General features: G+C 71.4%; 18 protein-coding genes, 1 other RNA gene and 1 pseudogene. 4 read left to right on the top strand and 16 right to left on the bottom strand.

Features of this window, described 5'->3' with window-relative positions; genetic code table 11:
* Positions 1 to 135 precede the first annotated feature (135 nt).
* Positions 136 to 819 carry a rhomboid-like protein gene (locus IEY86_RS29325; protein ID WP_189134915.1) on the top strand — a complete coding sequence of 228 codons (684 nt, stop codon included), beginning with the start codon at positions 136 to 138 and terminating at the stop codon, positions 817 to 819.
* Here IEY86_RS29325 and IEY86_RS29320 read toward each other — a convergent pair.
* From IEY86_RS29320 to IEY86_RS29295, 6 genes and pseudogenes are all read right to left on the bottom strand, one after another.
* Complete coding sequence (locus tag IEY86_RS29320; RefSeq protein ID WP_189134914.1) at positions 749 to 3,085, bottom strand: xanthine dehydrogenase family protein molybdopterin-binding subunit; 2,337 nt, start codon at positions 3,083 to 3,085, stop codon at positions 749 to 751. The genes IEY86_RS29325 and IEY86_RS29320 overlap by 71 nt on opposite strands.
* A pseudogene (locus IEY86_RS38260) lies at positions 3,082 to 3,885 on the bottom strand ((2Fe-2S)-binding protein); the annotation flags it as partial. The pseudogene IEY86_RS38260 and the gene IEY86_RS29320, both read right to left, overlap by 4 nt.
* Before the next feature lie 347 nt (positions 3,886 to 4,232).
* Complete coding sequence (locus IEY86_RS29310; RefSeq protein WP_229698860.1) at positions 4,233 to 5,093, bottom strand: FAD binding domain-containing protein; 861 nt, start codon at positions 5,091 to 5,093, stop codon at positions 4,233 to 4,235.
* Positions 5,094 to 5,329: 236 nt separating this feature from the next.
* Positions 5,330 to 6,958 (bottom strand): beta-N-acetylhexosaminidase, encoded by a 1,629-nt coding sequence (locus IEY86_RS29305; RefSeq protein ID WP_189134927.1) that lies wholly within the window; start codon positions 6,956 to 6,958, stop codon positions 5,330 to 5,332.
* A gap of 267 nt (positions 6,959 to 7,225) precedes the next feature.
* Positions 7,226 to 7,543: a DUF3039 domain-containing protein gene (locus IEY86_RS29300; protein ID WP_189134911.1), complete on the bottom strand. Its 318-nt coding sequence runs from the start codon at positions 7,541 to 7,543 to the stop codon at positions 7,226 to 7,228.
* Positions 7,544 to 7,567: 24 nt separating this feature from the next.
* Positions 7,568 to 8,137: a YqgE/AlgH family protein gene (locus IEY86_RS29295; RefSeq protein WP_189134910.1), complete on the bottom strand. Its 570-nt coding sequence runs from the start codon at positions 8,135 to 8,137 to the stop codon at positions 7,568 to 7,570.
* Positions 8,138 to 8,377: 240 nt separating this feature from the next.
* Here IEY86_RS29295 and murA point away from each other — a divergent pair, with 240 nt between their 5' ends.
* Positions 8,378 to 9,715 carry a UDP-N-acetylglucosamine 1-carboxyvinyltransferase gene (gene murA, locus IEY86_RS29290; protein ID WP_189134909.1) on the top strand — a complete coding sequence of 446 codons (1,338 nt, stop codon included), beginning with the start codon at positions 8,378 to 8,380 and terminating at the stop codon, positions 9,713 to 9,715.
* Positions 9,716 to 9,950: 235 nt separating this feature from the next.
* Here murA and IEY86_RS29285 read toward each other — a convergent pair whose 3' ends face one another.
* Both IEY86_RS29285 and IEY86_RS29280 read right to left on the bottom strand, forming a co-directional pair.
* Positions 9,951 to 10,232, bottom strand: coding sequence for an HU family DNA-binding protein (locus IEY86_RS29285; protein WP_189134908.1), 282 nt, complete (start codon positions 10,230 to 10,232; stop codon positions 9,951 to 9,953).
* 374 nt (positions 10,233 to 10,606) lie between these two features.
* Positions 10,607 to 12,019: an NAD-dependent malic enzyme gene (locus IEY86_RS29280; RefSeq protein WP_189134907.1), complete on the bottom strand. Its 1,413-nt coding sequence runs from the start codon at positions 12,017 to 12,019 to the stop codon at positions 10,607 to 10,609.
* A 240-nt stretch (positions 12,020 to 12,259) separates the two neighbouring features.
* Between IEY86_RS29280 and IEY86_RS29275 the strand changes: the two genes are divergently transcribed.
* The gene (locus IEY86_RS29275) at positions 12,260 to 12,463 is read left to right on the top strand and encodes a cold-shock protein (protein ID WP_189134906.1); all 204 of its coding nucleotides are present in this window, start codon (positions 12,260 to 12,262) and stop codon (positions 12,461 to 12,463) included.
* A 267-nt stretch (positions 12,464 to 12,730) separates the two neighbouring features.
* Here the strand turns inward: IEY86_RS29275 and IEY86_RS29270 are convergent, their stop codons facing one another.
* The 8 genes from IEY86_RS29270 to ftsE all read right to left on the bottom strand — a co-directional run bounded on the left by IEY86_RS29270 (position 12,731) and on the right by ftsE (position 20,690).
* Positions 12,731 to 15,052 carry a HelD family protein gene (locus tag IEY86_RS29270; RefSeq protein WP_373287108.1) on the bottom strand — a complete coding sequence of 774 codons (2,322 nt, stop codon included), beginning with the start codon at positions 15,050 to 15,052 and terminating at the stop codon, positions 12,731 to 12,733.
* Positions 15,053 to 15,235: 183 nt separating this feature from the next.
* A complete protein-coding gene (locus tag IEY86_RS29265; RefSeq protein WP_189134905.1) occupies positions 15,236 to 15,826 on the bottom strand; it encodes a CGNR zinc finger domain-containing protein in 591 nt (196 codons plus the stop codon).
* A 213-nt stretch (positions 15,827 to 16,039) separates the two neighbouring features.
* On the bottom strand, positions 16,040 to 16,288 hold the full coding sequence (locus IEY86_RS29260; protein ID WP_189134904.1) for a hypothetical protein: 249 nt from the start codon (positions 16,286 to 16,288) through the stop codon (positions 16,040 to 16,042).
* A 390-nt stretch (positions 16,289 to 16,678) separates the two neighbouring features.
* Positions 16,679 to 17,059, bottom strand: a transfer-messenger RNA (tmRNA) gene (ssrA, locus tag IEY86_RS29255).
* Positions 17,060 to 17,193: 134 nt separating this feature from the next.
* Positions 17,194 to 17,673 (bottom strand): SsrA-binding protein SmpB, encoded by a 480-nt coding sequence (smpB, locus tag IEY86_RS29250; RefSeq protein ID WP_189134903.1) that lies wholly within the window; start codon positions 17,671 to 17,673, stop codon positions 17,194 to 17,196.
* A gap of 18 nt (positions 17,674 to 17,691) precedes the next feature.
* On the bottom strand, positions 17,692 to 18,882 hold the full coding sequence (locus tag IEY86_RS29245; RefSeq protein ID WP_189134902.1) for a S41 family peptidase: 1,191 nt from the start codon (positions 18,880 to 18,882) through the stop codon (positions 17,692 to 17,694).
* A gap of 164 nt (positions 18,883 to 19,046) precedes the next feature.
* Positions 19,047 to 19,958, bottom strand: coding sequence for a permease-like cell division protein FtsX (gene ftsX, locus IEY86_RS29240; protein ID WP_189134901.1), 912 nt, complete (start codon positions 19,956 to 19,958; stop codon positions 19,047 to 19,049).
* 42 nt (positions 19,959 to 20,000) lie between these two features.
* The gene (gene ftsE, locus IEY86_RS29235) at positions 20,001 to 20,690 is read right to left on the bottom strand and encodes a cell division ATP-binding protein FtsE (protein WP_189134900.1); all 690 of its coding nucleotides are present in this window, start codon (positions 20,688 to 20,690) and stop codon (positions 20,001 to 20,003) included.
* 276 nt (positions 20,691 to 20,966) lie between these two features.
* Between ftsE and IEY86_RS29230 the strand changes: the two genes are divergently transcribed.
* Positions 20,967 to 21,170 (top strand): hypothetical protein, encoded by a 204-nt coding sequence (locus IEY86_RS29230; protein WP_189134899.1) that lies wholly within the window; start codon positions 20,967 to 20,969, stop codon positions 21,168 to 21,170.
* Positions 21,171 to 21,172: the final 2 nt, after the last annotated feature.

The raw sequence follows: 21,172 nt of genomic DNA, 5'->3' as shown, positions 1-21,172 counted from the left end.
CAGAACACGGTCACCGCTGCGACGGCGCCGGGGCCGACGCCAGGCGCGCGGGACTGTCCCCGGGGCGGAGCCGAAGGGGCGGGGGTCGACCCCCGGGCGAGCGGGGGACCGTCGGGGTGTGGTCGAATCCGGAGGATGGAGTTCAACCGAGCCCTCGCCGCCGTGCGCAGGGGGGTCCACGCGGTCGTCGGGTGGGTGTGCGCCGCTCCCGGGACCTATATCTGGCTGTTCATCCTCTGGGCGAACTCCCGGGCGCTGGCCGAGATGCCGGACCATGTGCGGGACTGGTTCCTGCTCAGCAACAGCACCAATCTCGTGGGGCTGTTCCACAATCCCGTGTGGGTCCTGGTGGTCAGTGCCTTCTGGACCGAGAAGCCGTCTTTCCTGCTGTGGCTGGTCGCGTTCCATGTCTTCCACGTCCCGGCCGAGCGCCTGCTGGGCACCCGCCGCTGGCTGGCCGTCGTGGTCTGCTCGCACGTCGGGGCGACGCTCGTGAGCCAGTACCTGGTATGGGTGGGCATCAGGACGCACACCGTCGCCCACTCGCGCGCGTTCACCATCGACATCGGCGTCTCCTACGCCATCGCCGGGGTCGCCGCCGTGCTGGCCTACCGGGTGCCCGCGCGGCTGCGCTGGGTGTACCTCGCCGCAGTGCTGGCGTACTTCAGCGTCCCGCTGGTGACCTCGCACACGTTCACCGACTTCGGCCACTTCAGCGCCGCGCTGATCGGGCTCGCCTGCTACCCGCTCACCCGTGGGGCGGAGGCGGAGCCGGCTGAGCGACGATCGCGTTCTGCGGCCGGATCGGCAGCCGGTTGATCGGGCGGCCGGTCGCCGACCGCACCGCCGAGGCGACGGCCGCCGGAGCCACGACGACCGGCACCGCGCCCGCCGCCTTCGCGCCGAAGGACGCCACCACGTCCCGTTCCTCGACCAGTTTGGCGATCACCACATCGGGGGCGTCCAGGGCCGTCGGCAGCGCGTAGCCGGTGAAGCCGGGCTTCTGCACGAGGCCGTGGCTGGTGCGCAGGTCCTCCATGAGCGCCATGCCGACGCCCTGGGTGACCCCGGCCTCGATCCTGGCGGCGAGCCGGCGGGGGTTGAGCACCCGGCCGACGTCCTGGGCCACGGTCACCTCGACGACCCGGATGGTGCCCATCTCGATGTCCACGTCGACCACGGCGCGCATCGCGGCGAAGGCCAGGCCGACGAAGGCGTCCCCCTGCCCGAACTCGTCCAGTGGCTCGGTCGGGTGCGGGCGGCACTGCGCGGTCGCCCACAGCTCCTTGCCCTCCAGTGCCTCCGCGACCGTGGTGCTGAGCACCCCGTCGTAGGAGGTGATCTTGCCGTCGGCGATGCTCAGCAGCTCCACCGACATGCCGAACCGCGCGGCGAGCGGCTGGAGGAGCTGGGTGCGGACCATCTTGGCCGCCCGCTCCACCGCGCCGCCGGAGACCCAGGTGTGGCGGCCGCGGGCCGAGGCGCCCGCGGGGGGCTGGTCGGTGTCGACGGGCGCGACGTGCACCTCGTCGACGCCGAGCACCTCCTGCACGATCTGCCGGGCCAGCGTGCTGAAGCCCTGGCCGGTCTCGACGGCGGCGCAGATCACCGTGGCCGAGCCGTTGGAGATCCGCACGGTCGCCGTGGACACCTCGTCGGCGCCCTCGATGCCCAGCATGTGCACCATGCCGACGCCGTAGCCGACGCCGCGGCGCACGGCGGCGGGGTCGCCCGCGCCGTCCGGGCCGCCGGGCAGCAGCCAGGCCGCCTCGGTGTCGTCCACGGGCAGCGGCGGCAGCGGGGCCTCCCGCACCGCCTGGAGCAGCTCGCCGACGGGGGCGGGGCAGGTCACGGACTGGCTGGTGGGCATCAGGTCGCCGGTGGCCATGACATTGCGCATGCGCAGCTCGACGGGGTCCATGCCGAGCTTGGCCGCGAGCTTGTCCATCTGGCCCTCGTACGCGGCGCACACCTGCATGGCGCCCTCGCCGCGCACATGGCCGGAGGGGGGGTTGTTGGTGCGGACCGCCCAGCCCTCGACGAAGGCGTGCGAAACGACGTAGGGGCCGCACGCGAACGCGACCGCGGCGGCCAGCGCCTCGGCGGAGGTGTCGGCGTAGGCGCCCGCGTCGAGCAGGATCTGCGCCTCCACCTTGACCAGGCGGCCCTCGGTGTCGGCGTGGTGGCGGTAGCGCAGCAGGGTGGGGTGGCGGTGCACATGCCCGAGGAAGGACTCCTCGCGGGTCGCGACGAGCTTGACCGGGTGCCCGGTCCGCAGCGCCAGCAGGCCCAGCGGGATCTGCATGCCCGCGTCCTCGCGGTCGCCCATCGCGCCGGGCACACCGGTGACCACGACCCTGACCCGCTCCTGCTCCAGGCCGAAGCAGGCGGCGGCGAGATCCCGGTCGGTGTGCGGGTCGGTGCTCGCCACGTACAGCTCGACCCCGCCGTCCGGGCGGGGCACGGCCAGACCCGCCTCCGCCCCGATCGGGGCGGGGTCCTGGCGGCCGACGCGGTACAGGCCCTCGACGATCACGTCGCCGATGATGTCCGGGTCGCCGAAGCACAGCGGGATGTGGCGGATCAGATTGCCGTCGGGGTGCAGCGGGGGCGCGTTGAACGCCTGCTCGGGGTCGGTGACGGGCTCCAGCACCTCGTACTCGACAACGATGGCGGCGGCGGCCAGCCGGGCGGTGTCGGGATGGTCCGCGGCCACGGCGGCGATCGGCTCGCCGTGGTGGCGCACGAGCTCGGAGGCGAACACCGGGCGGTCGTGGACCCGCCTGCCCTGGAGCGCCTCACCGGGCACGTCCTCGGCGGTGACGACGCTGTGCACACCGGGCAGGGCGACGGCCGGTGCCGTGTCGATCCTGAGGATCCGGGCGTGCGGGTGCGGCGAGCGCAGCACGGCGGCCCACAGCAGGCCCTCGGCCCACAGGTCGGCCGCGTAGGGGAAGGTCCCCTGGGCCTTGGCGAGCGCGTCCAGGGGCGGGACGGACGCGCCGAGGCCGTGGGGCCGGGGGTCCGCCTGCGGAACGCGGGTGCCCGCGGGAGGAGTAGCGGTGGCGGCGTCGGGACCGGTCATTGGGTGCTGCCTCCCCCGTTCCAGTTGGAGTCCGGGCCTGCTTGATGCGGGATGTGCACGGTGTTCTCGCCCTGTTCGGTCTCCGGCGCGGCCGCGGCCTCACGGGAGGCGACGACCTCGCGCACGGCGGCGAGGACTCCGCGGTAGCCGGTGCAGCGGCACAGGTTGCCGCACAGCGCCTGCCGGGTCTCGAGCTCGGTGGGGTGGTGGTTGCCCGAGAGCAGGTCGGAGACGGCCATGGCCAGTCCGGGCACGCAGTAGCCGCACTGCACGGCCCCGCACTCGGTCAGCGCCCGCTGGACGTCGGAGGCCTCACCGCCGGCGGCCAGGCCCTCGACGGTGCGCACCTCGCAGCCCGCGGCGGTGGCGGCGGGGACGAGGCAGGAGGCGACGAGCCGGCCGTCCACCTGAACGGAGCAGGCTCCGCACTCGCCCTGCTCGCAGCCGTCCTTGGCCCCGGCGAGGCCGAGGCGCTCGCGCAGGACGTAGAGCAGGCTCTCCCCCAGCCAGGCGCCGGTGACGGGCCGGTCGGCGCCGTTGACCCTCAGCACGTACGAGGTCAGGGGGTGCTCCAGGCGCGGCACGGGTCCGTCCTGGGGGGAGGGCAGCGCCTCGGCGGCCTCGGGCTCCTGGGCGGTGCGCGGCGGCGCGGCGGCCTCGGAAGGGCCGGTCCCGGGCGGGCCGCCCGCGGGGGGGCCGGGCACCGGCGGCGGGGCGGGGGGAGGTACCGGGGCGGGGGGCGGTACCGGGTCCTCGCCCTTCCAGGCGAGGCCGGGTGCCCGCGGTCCCTGCTCGGCCGGGACCCGCCCGTGGCTCTCGTCCGGGGCGGGGGGCGAGTCCTCCTGGCCCGTCTGGTCCAGCAGTGCGTCGCCGAAGGAGGGTGGGGGCTGCCATGGTGGTGGGACGCCCCTGCCGGGTGCGGCGAGCGGGTCGTGGCCGTCGCCCACCGGAGGAAGATCGGGGAAGCGGAAGTGCGCCGTGCCCTCGGGGTCGAAGTCGCCCCCGTGCGGGACGGGCTCCCAGACGCCCTGTTTGGCCGCGAAGCCGTTCGCCTCCTCGGCGCCGCGGCCGTCGTCCTGCCGGGCGCCGCGGCCGTCGTCCTGCCGGGCGCCGCGGCGGTGGCCGTCGCCGTGGCTGTTGCCGTCGCTCATGCCAGCGCCCTTCCCAGTGCTCGGCGGGCCAGCACGGACACCGTGCGCCGCAGTTGGACCACGCCGGCGGGCGGCGCCGATTCCTCGGGTTCCGGTGCCGGTACGCATGCCACAGCCACATAATCCCCGAAGGCTTCGCACGCCTCGGGTGCTATCCGGCGTTTGCCGTCCCAGTCGATGCAGCTCGCCACCCAGTTCTCGGCCTCCAGGGGCCGCAGCGGCACCGGGGCGACCGCGCCGACGGCGCAGCGCACCGCGCGCCGCGCCGGGTCGAGGACGACGGCCACGGAGGCGATGGCACGGGCCGGGCCCGACCTGCCGGTCGCCTTGAGGAACGTCTGCGGGGCGTGCAGCAGCGGAACCCGGACAAAGGCCACGAGTTCTCCCGTGCGCAGCGGGTCGAGGCCGGTGAGCAGGTGGCTGACGGGGACCTCGCGGGAGGCTCCGTCCGGCCCGGCGAGCACGACCGTGGCCTCGAGGGCGGCCAGCACGGGCAGGGAGTCACCGGTGGGGGCGGCGGTGACGATGTTGCCGCCGAGCGTGCCCGCGTTGCGGATCTGCGGAGGCCCGGCCGTACGGGCGGCCGCGGCCAGCGCCGGGATGAGCGCGGCGAAGTCGGGGCGCCCCATGCGGGCGTGGGTCAGTCCGGCGCCGAGCAGGGCGTGGCCGTCCTGGTACTGCCAGCCGCGCAGCTCGTTGATCCGGCCGAGGCCGACGAGTCCCGCGGGTCGCAGATGTCCCGAGTTGACCGCCGCCATCAGGTCGGTGCCGCCCGCGACGGGCACGGCTTCGGGTCTGGCGGACAGCGCCGCCACCGCCTCGTCGAGAGAGGCGGGAGTTACGACCACCTGCTCCATCTGCCGTCCCAACGTGCTCACCCCGCTGCCCCTTCCCACTTCCGCCGTACGGTACGTGCTGACAGCCCGGGGGCAACTCTGGCACATGTTTTGGTTTGATCATCGCGAGGGCCCGCGAAGGGCTGGTTCGTCCGTTGTGCACCGTTCGTTCGAGGTGGGCTGTTTGTCGCCGAAGCGGCATCGTCGGGTCAACGGTGCCAGGCGCCACGGCAGTCCACCCGCGATCACGGTCCGGCTCACACGATCGGGGGCGGCCCTTCGATCGGGCGGCCAAGCACTCCGGGGCGGCGCTGCCACGGCAAGGGCCCGCCGGGCGGCCGGTATTCGACCCCCAGGGCGTCGAGACGGCGGTAGTGGGCGTCCATCCGGTGTTCGAAGTCGGCGAAGTCGCGTTCGAGCGGCGGGGCGAGGGACGACCAGGCCACTTCGCTGAAAGCGCACAGGCGGGGGAAGGCCATGTAGTCGACGTACCGCGCCGAGTCCATCATCTCCGTCCACACATTCGCCTGGGTCCCGATGACGTGCGCCGCCTCGGCCGTCCCTGCCAACTGCGGTGGAACGGGCTCGAACCGGTAGACGTCCTCCAGAGTGCGCACATAGCCGACGGGGATGGGCTCCTGCTCGCCCTCCGCCTGGCGGTGGTCGAGGTAGACCTGCTGCTCGGGGCACATCACCACGTCATGTCCGGCTTCGGCGGCGGCGATTCCGCCGGCGTAGCCGCGCCAGGAGGAGACGGCCGCCCCGGCCGCGAGCCCTCCCTCGAGGATCTCGTCCCAGCCGATGAGGCGCCGCCCGCGCTCGGCCAGCCAGGTGTCGAAGTGCCGGATGAACCAACTCTGGAGCTCGTCCTCGCCGTTGAGCCCGAGTTCGGCGATCCTCGCCCGCACCGCCGGGGACGCCTTCCACTGCGCCTTGGGGCACTCGTCGCCGCCGATGTGGACGAACCGGCCCGGAAAGAGGGCCAGTACCTCCGTCAGGACGTTCTCGTAGAAGGCGAGGACGGCGTCGGTGGGAGCGAGCACGTTCTCGTTGATGCCCCAACGCGTCCACACCGCAAGGGATCCGGTGTCGACCGCGTCGGTGTTGCCGAGTTCCGGATAGGCGGCGATCGCCGCCTGGGAGTGGCCGGGTACGTCGATCTCCGGGACGACGGCGATGTGCCGCTCGGCGGCGTACGCGACGATCTCGCGGATGTCGTCCTGGGTGTAGAAGCCGCCGTGCGGGCGCTCCTCCCACTGGCCGTGCTGCCTTCCGCCGAGCATCGACCGCTCGCGCCAGGCACCCTGCTCGGTCAGCCGCGGATAGCGCTGGATCTCGATGCGCCAGCCCTGATCGTCGGTCAGGTGGAGGTGGAGGACGTTGAGCTTGTGGGCGGCCAGCAGGTCCAGGTAGCGCAGTACCCCGTCCTTCGGCATGAAGTGGCGGGCCACGTCGAGGAGCATGCCGCGCCAGGCGAAGCGCGGGGCGTCCTCGATCACGCCCGGCTCCAGCCGCCAGGCGCGGTCCGGCAGGGGTGCCCGGCGGAAGGCGTCCGGGCCGAGCAGCTGCCGAAGGGTCTGCCCGCCCCAGGACACCCCGGCGGGCCCGCCACCGGTGATCCCGACCCTTTCGGCGCCCACCTCGAGCCGGTACCCCTCGTCGGGCAGGGAGGGGTCCACCTCCAGATGGATTCTCGCCCTTCCCCCGCCCGGCAGGCCGCCCCGGCCCGGCAGGAGGGGGAATCCGGTCGCGGCGCCGAGCGCGGAACGCAGTCGGCGTGCCTCGCCGGCCGCCTCCGGACCGGCGGTCAGCGCGGTGTGCTCGTCGAGGACGAAGGGCGTCCCCGACGCGGGGGACGTGACGCGCGGTGCCGGGATGATCTCCATGGCCATGGGGGCATCATCCCCCGCCCCGGGACGGGAAACGGCCCCTCGAATCCGCCTGCTGCGGTCGGGGGCCGTACCGTCACGCTCCGAGCACGCGCGTCGTGAAGGCATTGTGAAGACTTTGCGCAGATAGCGTACACGTGCCGTATGTGTTCGGATGCTCCACGGGTGCGGGCGCTGCCGCACTGCGGACATCGAGCTGTTGAGCTGCGGACATCGAGACGCCGAGGACTCACCGCGCGTGCCTCACGACCGACACCGCGAGGCTCAGTCCTTCTTGCCGCCGCCCTTGCCGCTCTTGTCCCTGTCGCCGCCACCGGCGGGCATGGACTCGAAGATCTCCTTGCACATGGGGCAGACGGGGTACTTCTTCGGGTCCCGGCCCGGCACCCACACCTTGCCGCACAGCGCGACGACAGGGGATCCGGAGAGCGCGCTCTCCATGATCTTGTCCTTCTGGACGTAGTGGGCGAAGCGCTCGTGGTCGCCGTCACCGCTGGAGACCTGCGGTGTCGGCTCGACGAGGGTCCCGGTGCCGGTACCGCGCGAGGGCTCCAGGGAGGGCTCGGGTTCAAGAGTGCTCATGGGCAAAGCCTAAAACAGCCGGTGTCAATTGAGCGAAGGATCGTCGGGGTACGTGGCGACCATGGCCAGCTCGTTGCGCTGCCTGCGCAGCACCGAGCGCCACAGCCGCTCGGGGTCGGGCGCGAAGACGTCGCCGGGCTCTGAGTCGACCACGTACCAGGCGCCCTCCACCAGCTCCTCCTCCAGCTGGCCGGGGGCCCATCCGGCGTAACCCGCGAAGATCCGCAGCGAGCCCAGCTCGGCGGCGAGCAGCTCCGGGGGCGCCTCGAGGTCGACCAGCCCGATCGCCCCGTGCACCCTGCGCCACCCGAGCGGTTCCGTCGTGGCCGACTCGCCCGGCACGACCGCGAGCGCGAGCGCCGAGTCCAGTGAGACGGGGCCGCCCTGGAAGACCACCTGCGGGCGTCCCGCGAGCTCCGCCCACGACTCGAGCACATCGCCGACCCCGACCAGCGTGGGCCGGTTCAGGACAACACCCAGCGACCCCTCGTCGTCGTGGTCGAGGAGGAGCACGACCGCCCGGTCGAAGTTCGGGTCCGCGAGTGCCGGCGTCGCCACGAGCAACCGACCGGTGAGCGAGGACACCTCCGTCATGAGGACATGATCCCGCAAAGCGCGCCGCCGTGGGGGTGCAACCAGAGGGCGTAGTTCGGCCGTCCTGGGTAACGCAAGCCGTTCGTCGGGCCACCGGGGCGATCCCCGGGCCCATTACCATTTCTTCTGGCACCGCGCCCGCCGCAGGTGACGACAGACCCGTCGCAGCGCGTACCGTTGCCCAGGCGACTAGCCGAGATCTGTCCCCCCGCACTGCCCATCTCCAGGAACGCGAGACTCATGACCGACGACGTCCTGCTTGTCCATGGCGGTACCCCGCTCGAGGGCGAGATCCATGTCCGCGGCGCGAAGAACCTCGTGCCCAAGGCCATGGTCGCCGCCCTGCTCGGCAGCGAGCCGAGCCGACTGCGCAACGTTCCCGACATCAGGGACGTCCGCGTGGTCCGCGGGCTCCTGCAGCTGCACGGCGTCACGGTCAAGTCCGGGGACGAGCCGGGCGAACTCGTGCTCGACCCGTCGAAGGTGGAGAGCGCCAACGTCGCGGACATCGACACCCACGCCGGTTCCTCGCGCATCCCGATCCTGTTCTGCGGCCCCCTGCTGCACCGCCTCGGCCACGCCTTCATCCCGGGCCTCGGCGGCTGCGACATCGGCGGACGCCCGATCGACTTCCATTTCGACGTGCTGCGCCAGTTCGGCGCGGTCATCGAGAAGCGGCCCGAGGGGCAGTACCTGGAGGCCCCTCAGCGCCTGCGCGGGACGAAGATCGAGCTGCCCTACCCCTCGGTCGGCGCGACCGAGCAGGTGCTGCTGACGGCCGTCCTGGCCGAAGGTGTGACCGAGCTGCGCAACGCGGCGGTCGAGCCGGAGATCGTCGACCTGATCTGCGTCCTGCAGAAAATGGGCGCGATCATCGCGATGGACACCGACCGGGTGATCCGCATCACCGGTGTGGACAAGCTCGGCGGCTACAACCACCGCGCCCTCCCCGACCGTCTGGAGTCCGCCTCCTGGGCGTGCGCGGCGCTGGCGACCGAGGGCAATGTGTACGTGCGCGGCGCCCGCCAGCTCGAGATGATGACCTTCCTCAACGTCTTCCGCAAGGTCGGCGGAGCGTTCGAGGTGGACGACGACGGCATCCGCTTCTGGCACCCCGGCGGCCCGCTCAACGCCATCGCGCTGGAGACGGATGTCCACCCGGGCTTCCAGACCGACTGGCAGCAGCCCCTGGTGGTCGCGCTGACGCAGGCCACGGGCCTGTCCATCGTCCACGAGACGGTGTACGAGTCCCGGCTCGGCTTCACCAGCGCGCTCAACCAGATGGGCGCGCACATCCAGGTGTACCGCGAGTGCCTCGGCGGCACCCCGTGCCGCTTCGGGCAGCGCAACTTCCTGCACTCCGCGGTGGTCTCCGGCCCCACGAAGCTCCAGGGCGCGGATCTGGTCATCCCGGACCTGCGGGGCGGCTTCTCGTACCTCATCGCGGCGCTGGCCGCCCAGGGCACCTCGCGGGTGCACGGCATCGACCTCATCAACCGCGGCTACGAGAATTTCATGCACAAACTCACGGCGCTCGGCGGCAACGTCGAGCTGCCGAACGGTGAACTGAGCGGCTGAAACCGGCGGCCCGCGGCTGAAACCGACGGCCTGCGGCTGCCTTCCGCCTTCTTCACGAAGGCACCGGCGGCCGCACCCGGCACTCCCGGCCGCACTCCCGCCGCCCTCGTACAGCCGCACTCGCGCAGCCGCACTCCAAAAAGGGCGGTCACCCCGGCTGGGGTGACCGCCCTTCGTGTTGTGCGTTTCCCTATTCGGCACCGCGCTCATTCATCGATCGACGGCGCCGGCCAGGTCACTTGCCCTTGGCCGCTTCCTTCAGCTTCGAGCCCGCGGAGACCTTCACGCTGTAGCCCGCGGCGATCTGGATCGGCTCACCGGTCTGCGGGTTACGCGCGGTACGAGCGGCGCGGTGGGTCCGCTCGAAGGTCAGGAAGCCGGGGACGGTGACCTTCTCGTCGCCCTTGGAAACAACCTCGCCGACAACGTCGGCGAGAGCGGCCAGTACGGCGTCGGCGTCCTTACGCGTCACCTCGGCGCGCTCGGAAAGAGCGGCCACCAGCTCACTGCGGTTCATATGTACTCCCGTGTTCATCTTGCCAATTGGCGTGAGTTTGAAGCTGATGCTGCCAGGGCCTACGGACACTTCCCGGGCCCGGGTCGGCCGCAACGGACTCTCACCCGACTACGAATCCTGCCCCCACCCATGGCGGGAAAGCCAATCCGCAACCCGGGAGAGTCACACGAACAGCGCCAGGACGCGGGACCATGACGCTCCGTCCGCCGAGCGATACGGTGCGCGAGGCCGACCACGCCGACTACGCAGGCCACCATAGAGGGGGCGTTCCGTGCAAGTCGGGCGCGACTCGCTGATGGCGGGCGAACGGCCGGGCGGAACCCGCCGTGGCACCCGATGCCGGCCTTCCGGGGCCGCCCGGGCCCCCGGCGCCGTCACAGCGCCGCGGGGTGCCTCGCGGCCCCACGGACCGCCGAGGCGACGGCGCCGGCCACATCGGGGTTGAAGACGCTCGGGACGATGTAGTTCGCGTTGAGCTGGTCGACGTGGACCACGTCGGCGAGCGCGCGGGCCGCGGCGAGCATCATGTCCGTGTTGACGGTGCGGCTCTGGGCGTCGAGGAGGCCGCGGAAGACACCGGGGAACACCAGCACATTGTTGATCTGGTTGGGGAAGTCGCTGCGACCGGTGGCCACAACTGCCGCGCTCTGGCGGGCGAGCGCGGGATCCACCTCGGGGTCGGGGTTGGCCAGGGCGAAGACGATCGCGCCCTCCGCCATGGCCGCCACGTCCTCGCCTCCGAGGACGTCGGGGGCGGAGACTCCGATGAACACATCAGCGCCTCGCACGGCCTGCTTGAGCGTGCCGGTGATCTTCTCGGGGTTGGTGTTGTCGGCGATCCAGCGCAGCGCGCTGGACGGATCGGCGTCGACGAGGTCCTCGCGGTCGCCGTGCACCACACCGTGGATGTCGGCGACGACGGCGTGGTCGACACCGGCCGCCATGAGGAGTTTGAGGATGGCCGTACCGGCGGCGCCCGCGCCGGACATGACCACGCGGACGTCCTCGATCCTCTTGCCCACCACACGCAGCGCGTTGGTCAGCGCGGCGAGCACGACGATCGCGGTGCCGTGCTGGTCGTCGTGGAAGACGGGGATGTCCAGGGCCTCACGCAGCCGCGCCTCGATCTCGAAACAGCGGGGGGCGGAGATGTCCTCGAGGTTGATGCCCGCGAAGCCGGGGGCGATCGCCTTGACGATCTCCACGATGGCGTCGGTGTCCTGGGTGTCCAGGCAGATCGGCCAGGCGTCGATGCCGGCGAAGGTCTTGAACAGGGCGGCCTTGCCCTCCATGACGGGCAGCGCGGCCTTGGGGCCGATGTTGCCCAGGCCCAGCACGGCGGAGCCGTCGGTGACCACGGCGACGGAGTTGCGCTTGATGGTCAGGCGGCGCGCGTCGTCGGGGTTCTCGGCGATCGCCATGCACACCCGCGCCACACCCGGGGTGTAGACCATCGACAGGTCGTCACGGTTGCGGATGGGGTGCTTGGAGGCCATCTCGATCTTGCCGCCGAGGTGCATCAGGAAGGTGCGGTCGGACACCTTGCCCAGGACCACACCCTCGATGCCGCGCAGCTTCTCCACGATCTCGCTCGCGTGCTCGGTGGAGGAGGCGGCGATCGTGACGTCGATGCGGAGCTTCTCATGGCCGGAAGCGGTCACGTCCAGGCCCGTGACGGAGCCGCCGGAGGACTCCACCGCGGTGGTGAGCTGGCTGACGGCGGTCCCGCTCGCCGGCACCTCCAGGCGCACCGTGATCGAGTAGGAGACGCTGGGCGCCGTTGCCATGGTTCTGGTTCCTCCGCTGCTGGCGATGACCGCTTGCCCGGGCTGCAAGGGTGCCAACCGATAGTCCCACTTACTGCCCGGTACACCGAATCACTGCAACAAAACGTTGAACCGATTCAGGGGTCAGCCGGATGAGTCCTGCCACTCCTTTGCGCTAACACGTTCGCAAAAGAGGACGAAATCGCTCGGTATCGGCATAAGCTGTGGCGCGCATCACAGAACGGATGGAAAGAGAGCGGCATGGCCCAGGGCACCGTCAAGTGGTTCAACTCGGAAAAGGGGTACGGCTTCATCGCCCAGGAGGGCGGCGGGCCGGACGTCTTCGTGCACTACACCTCGATCACCGGCGACGGCTACCGCAGCCTCGAGGACGCTCAACGGGTGGAGTTCGAGATCACCCAGGGACGCAAAGGACCGCAGGCGGACCAGGTCCGCGTGGTCTGAACGACGTTCCCGACCAGTCAACTTCCGTCACGGGAATGACATCTCGTGCCGATTGGTTACCATGTACGTGGCACCGGCTCGATCCAAGCCCCCGGGCCCAACCATTAGTCCCTTCGAGGGACCACTTGCCGAGAGGCGAGCATTGGCGGGTCGGTGTCGTAAGCGTCGATCGGGCGCCCTCCCGGCAGGAGGGCGCCCGATCTGCTGTCCGGGCCCTATCTGCTGTCCGGTGGTCCGCTGTCCAGGGTGGTCCGCTGTCCCGCGGGATCAGCCCTCTTGGCGGCTCCGCCGGCGCAGCAGCGCCGGGACCGCGTCCGCGTCCGGCTCGTCGCGGGGCGCGGACAGCACGGTGAGCCGCTGGGTGGCACGGGTGAGCGCCACGTACAGCACCCTGAGCCCCGCCGGGGACTCCGCGCCGATCTCGTCCGGCGAGACGACGACCGTGGCGTCGTACTCCAGCCCCTTGGCCTCCAGGCTTCCCAGGGCCACCGCCCGCTCGCCCAGCCCTTCCAGCCACCGCCCGGCCTCGGCGCGGCGCTCCATGGCCACCACGACGCCGACGGTGCCGTCCACCTCCTCCAGCAGCCGCTCGGTCTCCGCGCGCACCGCCCTGCCCAGCGGGCGGCCGTCACCGGCGGCGAACCGCGGGTGGACGCCCGTGGAGCGCACGGCCGCCGGGGAGGGGGTGCCCGGGGCGGCGAGCGCCAGGACCCTCGACGCCACCTCCGCGATCTCGGCGGGGTTGCGGTAGTTGGTCGTCAGGGTGAAACGGCGCCGGGGGCGCGAGCCCAGGGCCTCGTCACGGGCGCGTCCCGCCTCCTGCGGATCGGTCCACGAACTCTGCGCCGGGTCCCCGACGATCGTCCAGGTGGCGTGCGCTCCGCGGCGGCCGATCATGCGCCACTGCATGGGCGTGAGGTCCTGTGCCTCGTCGACGATGACGTGCGCGTACTCGCTGCGTTCGCGCTCACGGTCCTGGTAGTCGGCGCGCCGGCGCGCGTTGCGGTCCGCGAACGTGGTGACCTCGTCGAGGCCGGTGAGATGGTCCAGGGGGTTCACCTCGCGCGCCTTGGGCCTGGGCGCCAGTCCGAGCGCCTGGTGCAGCTCGTCCAGCAGGGCGACGTCGTGGGCGGACAGGGCACCCCTGCCTTCGGCGTCCAGGCGGCGCAGCGAACGGGCCACCCGGCGCGCCTCGTGTCCGTTGAGCACCCGGCGCGACCAGCGGCCGAGCCGCCGCTCGTCGGACATCGAGGCCAGCACCTGGCGGGGGGTCAGCGGGGGCCACCACGCCTCCAGGAAGTCCAGGAACGCGGTCTCGGTGGACACGTCCTCGTCGAACCCCTGCCGCTCCTCCTGCGCCAGCTCGGGGTCGGTGATCCGCCCGGCCCGGCCGGTACGGGCCCACAGGGCGTCCAGGAGGAGCCGGCGCGCCCGGGGACGCAGCAGATTGACCGGGGCGGTGCCGCTGAGCACGGACTGGCGGATGCGGGTGAGCTCCTCGGCGTCGAGGCGCAGGGTGCGGCCGAACGCCTGGACCTTCAGCGAGGAGGGGATCTCCCGGCCGCGCTGGACCTCCAGCGCCCCCCGCGCGGCGCTGCGCAGCACCTTGACCATGCGCAGAGAGCCCTTGATCCGCGCCACGGCGGGCTCGTCGTAGGTGTCGGCCTCGGCCCCGTCGACCAGGGAGCCGACCGCCCGGACGGCGACCTGGCCCTCCTCGCCCAGGGAGGGCAGGACGCCCTCGGTGTAGGCGACGAGGAGCGGGGTGGGGCTGACGACGAGGATGCCCCCGGCGTAGCGGCGGCGGTCCTGGTAGAGCAGGTAGGCGGCGCGGTGCAGGGCGACGGCCGTCTTTCCGGTGCCGGGGCCTCCCGTGACCTCGGTGACCCCGCCCGCGGGCGCGCGGATGACCAGGTCCTGCTCGGCCTGGATGCTCGCCACGATGTCGCGCATCGTGTGGCTGCGGGCGCGGCCGAGAGCGGCCATCAGCGCTCCGTCGCCCACGACCGGCAGGCCGTCCTCACCGAGGGTGACGGTCAGCTCCGGGCGCAGGAGATCGTCCTCCACGCCGAGCACCTTGCGGCCGCGTGAGCGGATGACCCGGCGGCGGACGACACGCCCGGGTTCCTTCGGCGTGGCGCGGTAGAACGGCGCGGCGGCGGGCGCCCGCCAGTCGATCACCAGCGGCGCGTAGTCGGCGTCGAGCACCCCGAGCCGGCCGATGTGCAGCGTCTCGGCGATGGCTGCGTCGCCGTTCTCCCCCACGGCGCCCTCCGCGGGCTCGACCGAGGTGAAGGCGCCGTCCGCTCCCCGCTGGCCGTCCTTGCCCTCGAGCAGGTCGACACGCCCGAAGAGGAAGTCCTCGAACTCGCTGTTGAGCCGGTTCAGGTGCACCCCGGCACGGAAGACGAGCGCGTCCCGCTCGGCCAGCGCGCCCGGAGTGCCGACCTGTACCCGTTTGGCGGCGTCGTCGAGGATGAACTCGGCTTCGTGGAGCTTCTCCTCCAGTCGGCGGTACACCCGGTCCAGGTGCTCCTGCTCGACGGCGATCTCCCGGTCCCTCACGGTGTCCGACAAGGCCACTGTCACGGACCCCCTTCCGCTGTGCTCTTTCCCCACCCCACGCCCCACGTTCTCGCAGGCCACCGGCTTCGCAACGGATGCGACCACGGACAGATTCCCGCTCGGGGCGACCAGGAACCGTAGCCGATCACACGGCCTTCGCGCATCCCGATTCTCCGCGGTGGGCACGGCTTGGGCGTTTTGCCCCCGTCAGGTCTGGGCCGTGACCGCGCGGCGGCGGTGCCTGGCCACCCTCTCGCGGTTGCCGCAGACCTCGGAGGAGCACCAGCGCCTGCGGTGTCCGCGCGAGGTGTCGAGGTAGACCAGGTCGCAGTCCTCGCCCGCGCACTCGCGCAGCCGGGCCCTGGCCAGGGGGTCGGTCAGCAGCCCCACCGCGTCCCTGGCGATCAGCGACAGCAGCCCCGCGCAGTCCGGCTCGGCGGCGAAGGTGCGGCGCAGCTGACCGTCCCTGCCGCGACGCGCCTGCGGGGCCGGGGGCGGCGCCAGGCACAGCCGCCCCAGATGCTCGAGGTCGCGGGCGTCGGCGGTACCGACCAGCTCGGCGTGGACGATCCGGTGCAGCAGGGCGCGCACGGCACGGAAGCGGCGCAGCCACAGCTCGTCGACGGGCACCGGCGCCGCCGCGGGCACCAAATCGGAGCGGGTCAGCCATTCGCGAAGCCGCTGCGGATTGCGCAGGCGGTCCTCGTGGTGGCCGCCGAAGCGGCGGCCGATGGTGGCGAGGAGGTCCAGGCACAGGCGCCCGGTGTCGAACCGCAGCTCGCGGGAGGCCGTCGACATGTTCCCTCCGTCCCCGTCAGAGCCCGTGGTGAGGATTCCCGCCTCCAGAGTGCCCTCAGTGCACCGATGGCGCGAGAGGGCGTTGCCCAAAGCCGTGCGCAGCGCTCATCGCGCGGCTCGTCCCGGGCCCATCCGGCATGGACCGCACCGACCTCGAAGCACACCGGGCCGAGGAGCACGCCGGACGCGTCACTCAGAGCATATGCCCGGCACTCAGAGCATGCTCGGCGCCGCGAGGGCCGCGAGGGCCGCCATTGCGACCACCTCCCAGGCCACAGCCCCACCCACCACCAGCGCGCCGCACAGCAGGACCGTGCGCACGGCGATCATGGGATCGGGGACACGGCTGAAGTACCCGCCGAGGGAGTTGACGAGGCCGAAGGTCAACGCCCCTTGCGGCGGGCGTGGTTCCTCCACGCGGTAGGGGATGAAGGCGACGGCCTGCTCTTTCCGCAGGCACACGTCGCCCATCGCTTCCGCAGGCACCGGGCGCGGGCGACGCCAGAGGGGGTGCGGCNCGGGCGACGCCAGAGGGGGTGCGGGTGGCGCAGCCCCCGCCGGGCGAGGCGAAGCCGAGCGGACACGACGAAGGCGACGCGGCCCGCGCATTCCGCAGGCACCGGGCGCGGGCGACGCCAGAGGGGGTGCGGGTGGCGCAGCCCCCGCCGGGCGAGGCGAAGCCGAGCGGACACGACGAAGGCGACGCGGCCCGCGCATTCCGCAGGCACCGGGCGCGGGCGACGCCAGAGGGGGTGCGGGTGGCGCAGCCCCCGCCGGGCGAGGCGAAGCCGAGCGGACACGACGAAGGCGACGCGGCCCGCGCTTTCCGCAGGCACACGCCGCCCATCGCATTCGTGGAGGTGGCGGGAATCGAACCCGCGTCCTGTGGTGCGGAACCAGGGCTTCTCCGAGCGCAGTCTGCTGTGCTTTTCTCGGCCCCGAAGATCACGCAGACAAGTCTTCGACGGGCTCAGCCACTGTTGGTTTTTCCGCTACGCCCCGTGGCCGGGCTTAGCGGTGGAGTTCCCTAGCTGATGCCGGGATCCGGGTCGGGAACACTCCCGGGCCGACACTTCGCAAAGTCGCTGACTGTTAGATCAGGCAGCGAGGGCGAAGGAATCGCTGTTAGGCTTGGCGATTATTTTTTTGCGGCACATGGTTTACGAGATCATTGCCGCGTTCCTCGGCTCGCTTCCCCTGCTTCGACATCCCCAGTCGAAACCGATCACCCCCATGTTGATTTATCAAAGAACCCGCCACCCGAGGGCGGCGGTCCTTCGCCAATCATAGGGGACAACACCCCCACCTGCCAGATCATTCCCGGGCCGGGCCACCCCCGCGCCACCGCAGGTCAGGCCCCCGCCGGCTCAGGCCCGCTGCTTGCGCCGCGCCCTCGACATCGCGCGCTCGGCCTCGCGGCGGTCCTGCTTCTCCCGGAGGGTCTGCCGCTTGTCGTGCAGCTTCTTGCCCTTCGCCAGCGCGATCTCGACCTTGGCCCGGCCGTCCTTGAAGTACAGCGCCAGCGGGACCAGCGTGTGGCCGGTCTCCTTGGTCTTGCCGATCAGCTTGTCGATCTCCGCCCGGTGCAGCAGCAGCTTGCGCCTGCGCTTGGCCGCGTGGTTCGTCCACGTGCCCTGGCTGTACTCGGGGATGTGGACGTTGTGCAGCCACATCTCGCCGCCGTCGATCTGCGCGAAGCCGTCCACCAGGGAGGCCCGGCCCTGCCGCAACGACTTGACCTCGGTGCCGGTCAGCACCATGCCGGCCTCGTAGGTGTCCTCGATGAGGTAGTCGTGCCGCGCCTTCTTGTTCTGGGCGATCAGCTTGCGTCCGGTCTCTTTTGCCATGGTGCCGCCATTCTCGCACTAGGACCGGGGGGCGAGGCCACCCAATACCGTCAGCGCCTGGTCCTTGGCGGCCCCCGAGCCCTTCGCGGTGTCCACGGTGACGTCGGGGCGCACCCCTCCGGCGTCCACGGTCCGTCCCGACGGGGTCCGGTAGGTGCCGACGGTCCGCTCCACGACCGAGCCGTCGGGCAGCGTCCTGGGCTCCTGGACGGAGCCCTTGCCGAACGTGCGCGAGCCCACGACCACGGCCCGGCTGCGGTCCTGGAGGGCGCCGGCCAGCATCTCGGCGGCGCTCATCGTGTTTCCGTCCACCAGCACCACGAGCGGCGTCGCGGTGTCCCCGCCCGCCTCGGCGAAGAGCGCGTGCTGCTCGCCGTCGACGTCGTAGGTGGCCACGAGCCCGCCGTCGAGGAACGCCGACGCGGTCTCGTTCGCCTCGCTGACCAGCCCGCCGGAGTTGCCCCGCAGGTCGAGCATGACCCCCCGGTGGCTCCTGCCCCGCAGCGCCTCGCGCACATGGCGGCCGACGCCTCGCGTGAAGGAGTCGACCTTGATCCTCGTGACGTCGTGGCCGAGGTGCTCGACGGAGACGTCCTGCGCCGCCATGAGGGCCCTGCGCAGCGCGACGCGGCTGGCCCTGCCGTCCCGCTCGAGGCCGAGCACGACCGTGGAGCCGGGCTTCGCCGCCGCGGCCTCACCGCCCCGGAGCAGGGCGACCACCTCGGTGACGGGGCGGCCGTAGACGTCCGTGCCGCCGACGCGGGTGAGCCGGTCGCCGACCCTGACCCCGCCCCGGGCCGCCGGGCTGCCGGGCTGGACGCGCGCCACCTCTGTCCGGCCGTCGCCCATGCGCCGCACCCACAGGCCGACGCCCACGTACTGGCCGTCCAGGGTCCGCTGGAAGCCCTCGAACTCCCGCTCGGTGTAGAACGCCGCCCAGCGGTCGCCGCTGCGGCTGACCAACTCCCGGGCGTCCTCGGGCCCGAGTCCCTTCTCGGCCAGGGCGTCGGACAGCGCCTTGCCCTTGGCGGGCGCGGAGTTCACGGTGGTGGCGTCGGCGGACAGGCGCACGGGTGAGCCGGACGGAGCGGAGCGGTCGCCCCAGGCGCCCGTCGCCGCACCGGCCGCCAGCACGGCGCCGAAGACGAAGGTCAGAGCCGCCCCGCGCCCATATCGGCGGGGCCTCCCGAACAGGGATGGGCCGGACATGGCTGGGAGTCTAGGACACAGCGCCGCCGCGAACGTGCGGGAACGGGCGGATGAGAGGCACAACACGCCGCGGCATATGCCAGGTTCGACGCGCGCCGCCCCGGTTGCCGGGAAGGCAACCGGGGCGGCGTTTTGCCCGACTGGGTGGATTCCAGAGGCTTGTGTCACACCTTGAGGTACTTGCGCAATGTGAAGAACGCCGCGATTGCGGGCATCAGCACACCGACGACGAGCACCAGCGGCAGGACCGTGACGACCTGGTCCCAGCCGATGAAGTTGATCAACAGCACCTTCTTCGACAGCCACTTGTCGACCAGGAAGTACTTGCCGGAGACCAGCAGGCCGCAGGCCAGGCCCGCTCCCGTCAGCCCCGCGATGGCGGCCTCCATGATGAACGGCATCTGGATGTAGTAGCCGGAGGCGCCGACCAGCCGCATGATCCCCGTCTCCCGCCTGCGGCTGAACGCCGACACCCGCACGGTGTTGACGATCAGCAACAGCGCGACGACAAGCATCAGTCCCATGAGCACGTAGGCGACGCGGTTCATGCCGTTGAGGAGGTTGAACAGGTTCTCCAGCAGCGCCCGCTGGTCCTGGACGGCCATGACACCCGGACGGCCCTGGAAGGCGCTGGCCACCACCTTGTACTTGGTGGGGTTCTTCAGCTTCACCCGGAAGGAGTCCTGGAGCTGGTCGGGCTTGACGATGCCCGCGATCAGCGAGTCCTTGAACTGCTCCTTGTAGCGCTTGTACGCCTGCTCGGAGGTCTCGAAGTAGATCTGGTCGACGACGGGCAGCTTCTTGAGATCGGCCTCGATCTCCTTCTTCTGCTGGTCGGTGGCCGCGCCCTTCTGGCACGTTTTGACGGTGTCCTGATCATCCTTGTTGCACAGGAAGATGGACACCTGGACCTTGTCGTACCAGTAGTCCTTCATGGTGTTGACCTGCTCGCGGACGAGCAGACTGCCGCCGGCCAGGGCGAGCGAGAGCGCAACACTCACGATCACGGCGAAGGTCATCGTCAGGTTGCGCCGGAGACCGACGCTGATCTCCGACAGGACGAACTGGGCCCGCATGATGTCCTTTCAAGGTGACTGCGGCTCGAACTGCGGCCTGCTTCAGTGCTGGTAGCCGTAGACACCGCGCGACTGGTCGCGGACCAGTCGCCCCTTCTCGAGCTCGATGACGCGCTTGCGCATCTGGTCCACGATCTGCTGGTCGTGGGTGGCCATGACGACGGTGGTGCCGGTCCGGTTGATCCGGTCCAGCAGCTTCATGATGCCGACGGAGGTCTGCGGGTCCAGGTTGCCCGTGGGTTCGTCCGCGATCAGCAGCATCGGCCGGTTCACGAAGGCGCGGGCGATCGCCACCCGCTGCTGCTCACCACCGGAGAGCTCACCCGGCATCCGGTCCTCCTTGCCACCGAGGCCGACGAGGTCGAGGACTTCGGGGACGACCTTGCGGATGGTGGCACGCGGCTTGCCGATGACCTCGAGAGCGAAGGCGACGTTCTCGCTGACCGTCTTGTTCGGCAGGAGGCGGAAGTCCTGGAAGACGTTGCCCAACTGGCGGCGCAGCTGCGGCACCTTCCAGTTCGACAGGCGGGCGAGGTCCTTGCCGAGCACGTGCACGGCGCCCTGGCTGGCCCGCTCCTCGCGCAGGATGAGTTTGAGGAAGGTGGACTTTCCGGAGCCGGAGGAGCCCACCAGGAAGACGAACTCGCCCTTTTCGATCTCGAACGAGACGTCCCGCAGGGCGGGGCGGGTCTGCTTCGGATAGGTCTTGGAGACGTTGTCGAATCGGATCACGGCTGCATCACGGTCGGCCAGTCTAGGGGGGTTGAGGAGTGCCGGGACCGGCTCTCCTGGTTGGCCGACGATACGCGAACCCTCGAGGCGCACACAGTCGCCGCTCGACGTTGGTGGCTTTGGTCACTGTGCAAAAATGGACGACCCGTGCATATGCCACCCTGGAAGGGGTGGAGCGATCCGTGGACCGCGCCGATCGCCGCCGGAACTGGCACAGTGGTATTGACGGGAACCGCAGCGGGCCCCCGGGCGTTTGCAGTGCAAGGAGGAGATCGCATGACATGCGACCGACTGGTGTGCGCGAACTGCGCGGGGCCGGTGGCCGAGGGCCGCTGTGCGGTGTGCCGTGCGAGCCGTGCCCGCATGCAGCAGCAGAGCGGTCTCCAGGGCCTGCTCGGCGGGCTCACGCCCGCCATGCTCATCGCCCTGCTGGCGGCGCTGATAGCCGTGGCGCTTGTGGTGCAGCACGCCCACGCCTGACG

Origin of the sequence: Wenjunlia tyrosinilytica, assembly GCF_014646055.1 — a bacterium.
GTDB lineage: Bacteria > Actinomycetota > Actinomycetes > Streptomycetales > Streptomycetaceae > Wenjunlia > Wenjunlia tyrosinilytica.
Note: the sequence above shows the minus strand (reverse complement) of the source record. Positions and strands in the feature narration are given on the sequence as shown.

Bases quoted from the DNA above. Each gene is read 5' to 3' on its own strand.
- IEY86_RS29325 (WP_189134915.1), top strand. From the start codon at position 136: ATGGAGTTCAACCGAGCCCTCGCCGCCGTGCGCAGGGGGGTCCACGCG.
- IEY86_RS29320 (WP_189134914.1), bottom strand. From the start codon at position 3,085: ATGACCGGTCCCGACGCCGCCACCGCTACTCCTCCCGCGGGCACCCGC.
- IEY86_RS29310 (WP_229698860.1), bottom strand. From the start codon at position 5,093: ATGGAGCAGGTGGTCGTAACTCCCGCCTCTCTCGACGAGGCGGTGGCG.
- IEY86_RS29305 (WP_189134927.1), bottom strand. From the start codon at position 6,958: ATGGAGATCATCCCGGCACCGCGCGTCACGTCCCCCGCGTCGGGGACG.
- IEY86_RS29300 (WP_189134911.1), bottom strand. From the start codon at position 7,543: ATGAGCACTCTTGAACCCGAGCCCTCCCTGGAGCCCTCGCGCGGTACC.
- IEY86_RS29295 (WP_189134910.1), bottom strand. From the start codon at position 8,137: ATGACGGAGGTGTCCTCGCTCACCGGTCGGTTGCTCGTGGCGACGCCG.
- murA (WP_189134909.1), top strand. From the start codon at position 8,378: ATGACCGACGACGTCCTGCTTGTCCATGGCGGTACCCCGCTCGAGGGC.
- IEY86_RS29285 (WP_189134908.1), bottom strand. From the start codon at position 10,232: ATGAACCGCAGTGAGCTGGTGGCCGCTCTTTCCGAGCGCGCCGAGGTG.
- IEY86_RS29280 (WP_189134907.1), bottom strand. From the start codon at position 12,019: ATGGCAACGGCGCCCAGCGTCTCCTACTCGATCACGGTGCGCCTGGAG.
- IEY86_RS29275 (WP_189134906.1), top strand. From the start codon at position 12,260: ATGGCCCAGGGCACCGTCAAGTGGTTCAACTCGGAAAAGGGGTACGGC.
- IEY86_RS29265 (WP_189134905.1), bottom strand. From the start codon at position 15,826: ATGTCGACGGCCTCCCGCGAGCTGCGGTTCGACACCGGGCGCCTGTGC.
- smpB (WP_189134903.1), bottom strand. From the start codon at position 17,673: ATGGCAAAAGAGACCGGACGCAAGCTGATCGCCCAGAACAAGAAGGCG.
- IEY86_RS29245 (WP_189134902.1), bottom strand. From the start codon at position 18,882: ATGTCCGGCCCATCCCTGTTCGGGAGGCCCCGCCGATATGGGCGCGGG.
- ftsX (WP_189134901.1), bottom strand. From the start codon at position 19,958: ATGCGGGCCCAGTTCGTCCTGTCGGAGATCAGCGTCGGTCTCCGGCGC.
- IEY86_RS29230 (WP_189134899.1), top strand. From the start codon at position 20,967: ATGACATGCGACCGACTGGTGTGCGCGAACTGCGCGGGGCCGGTGGCC.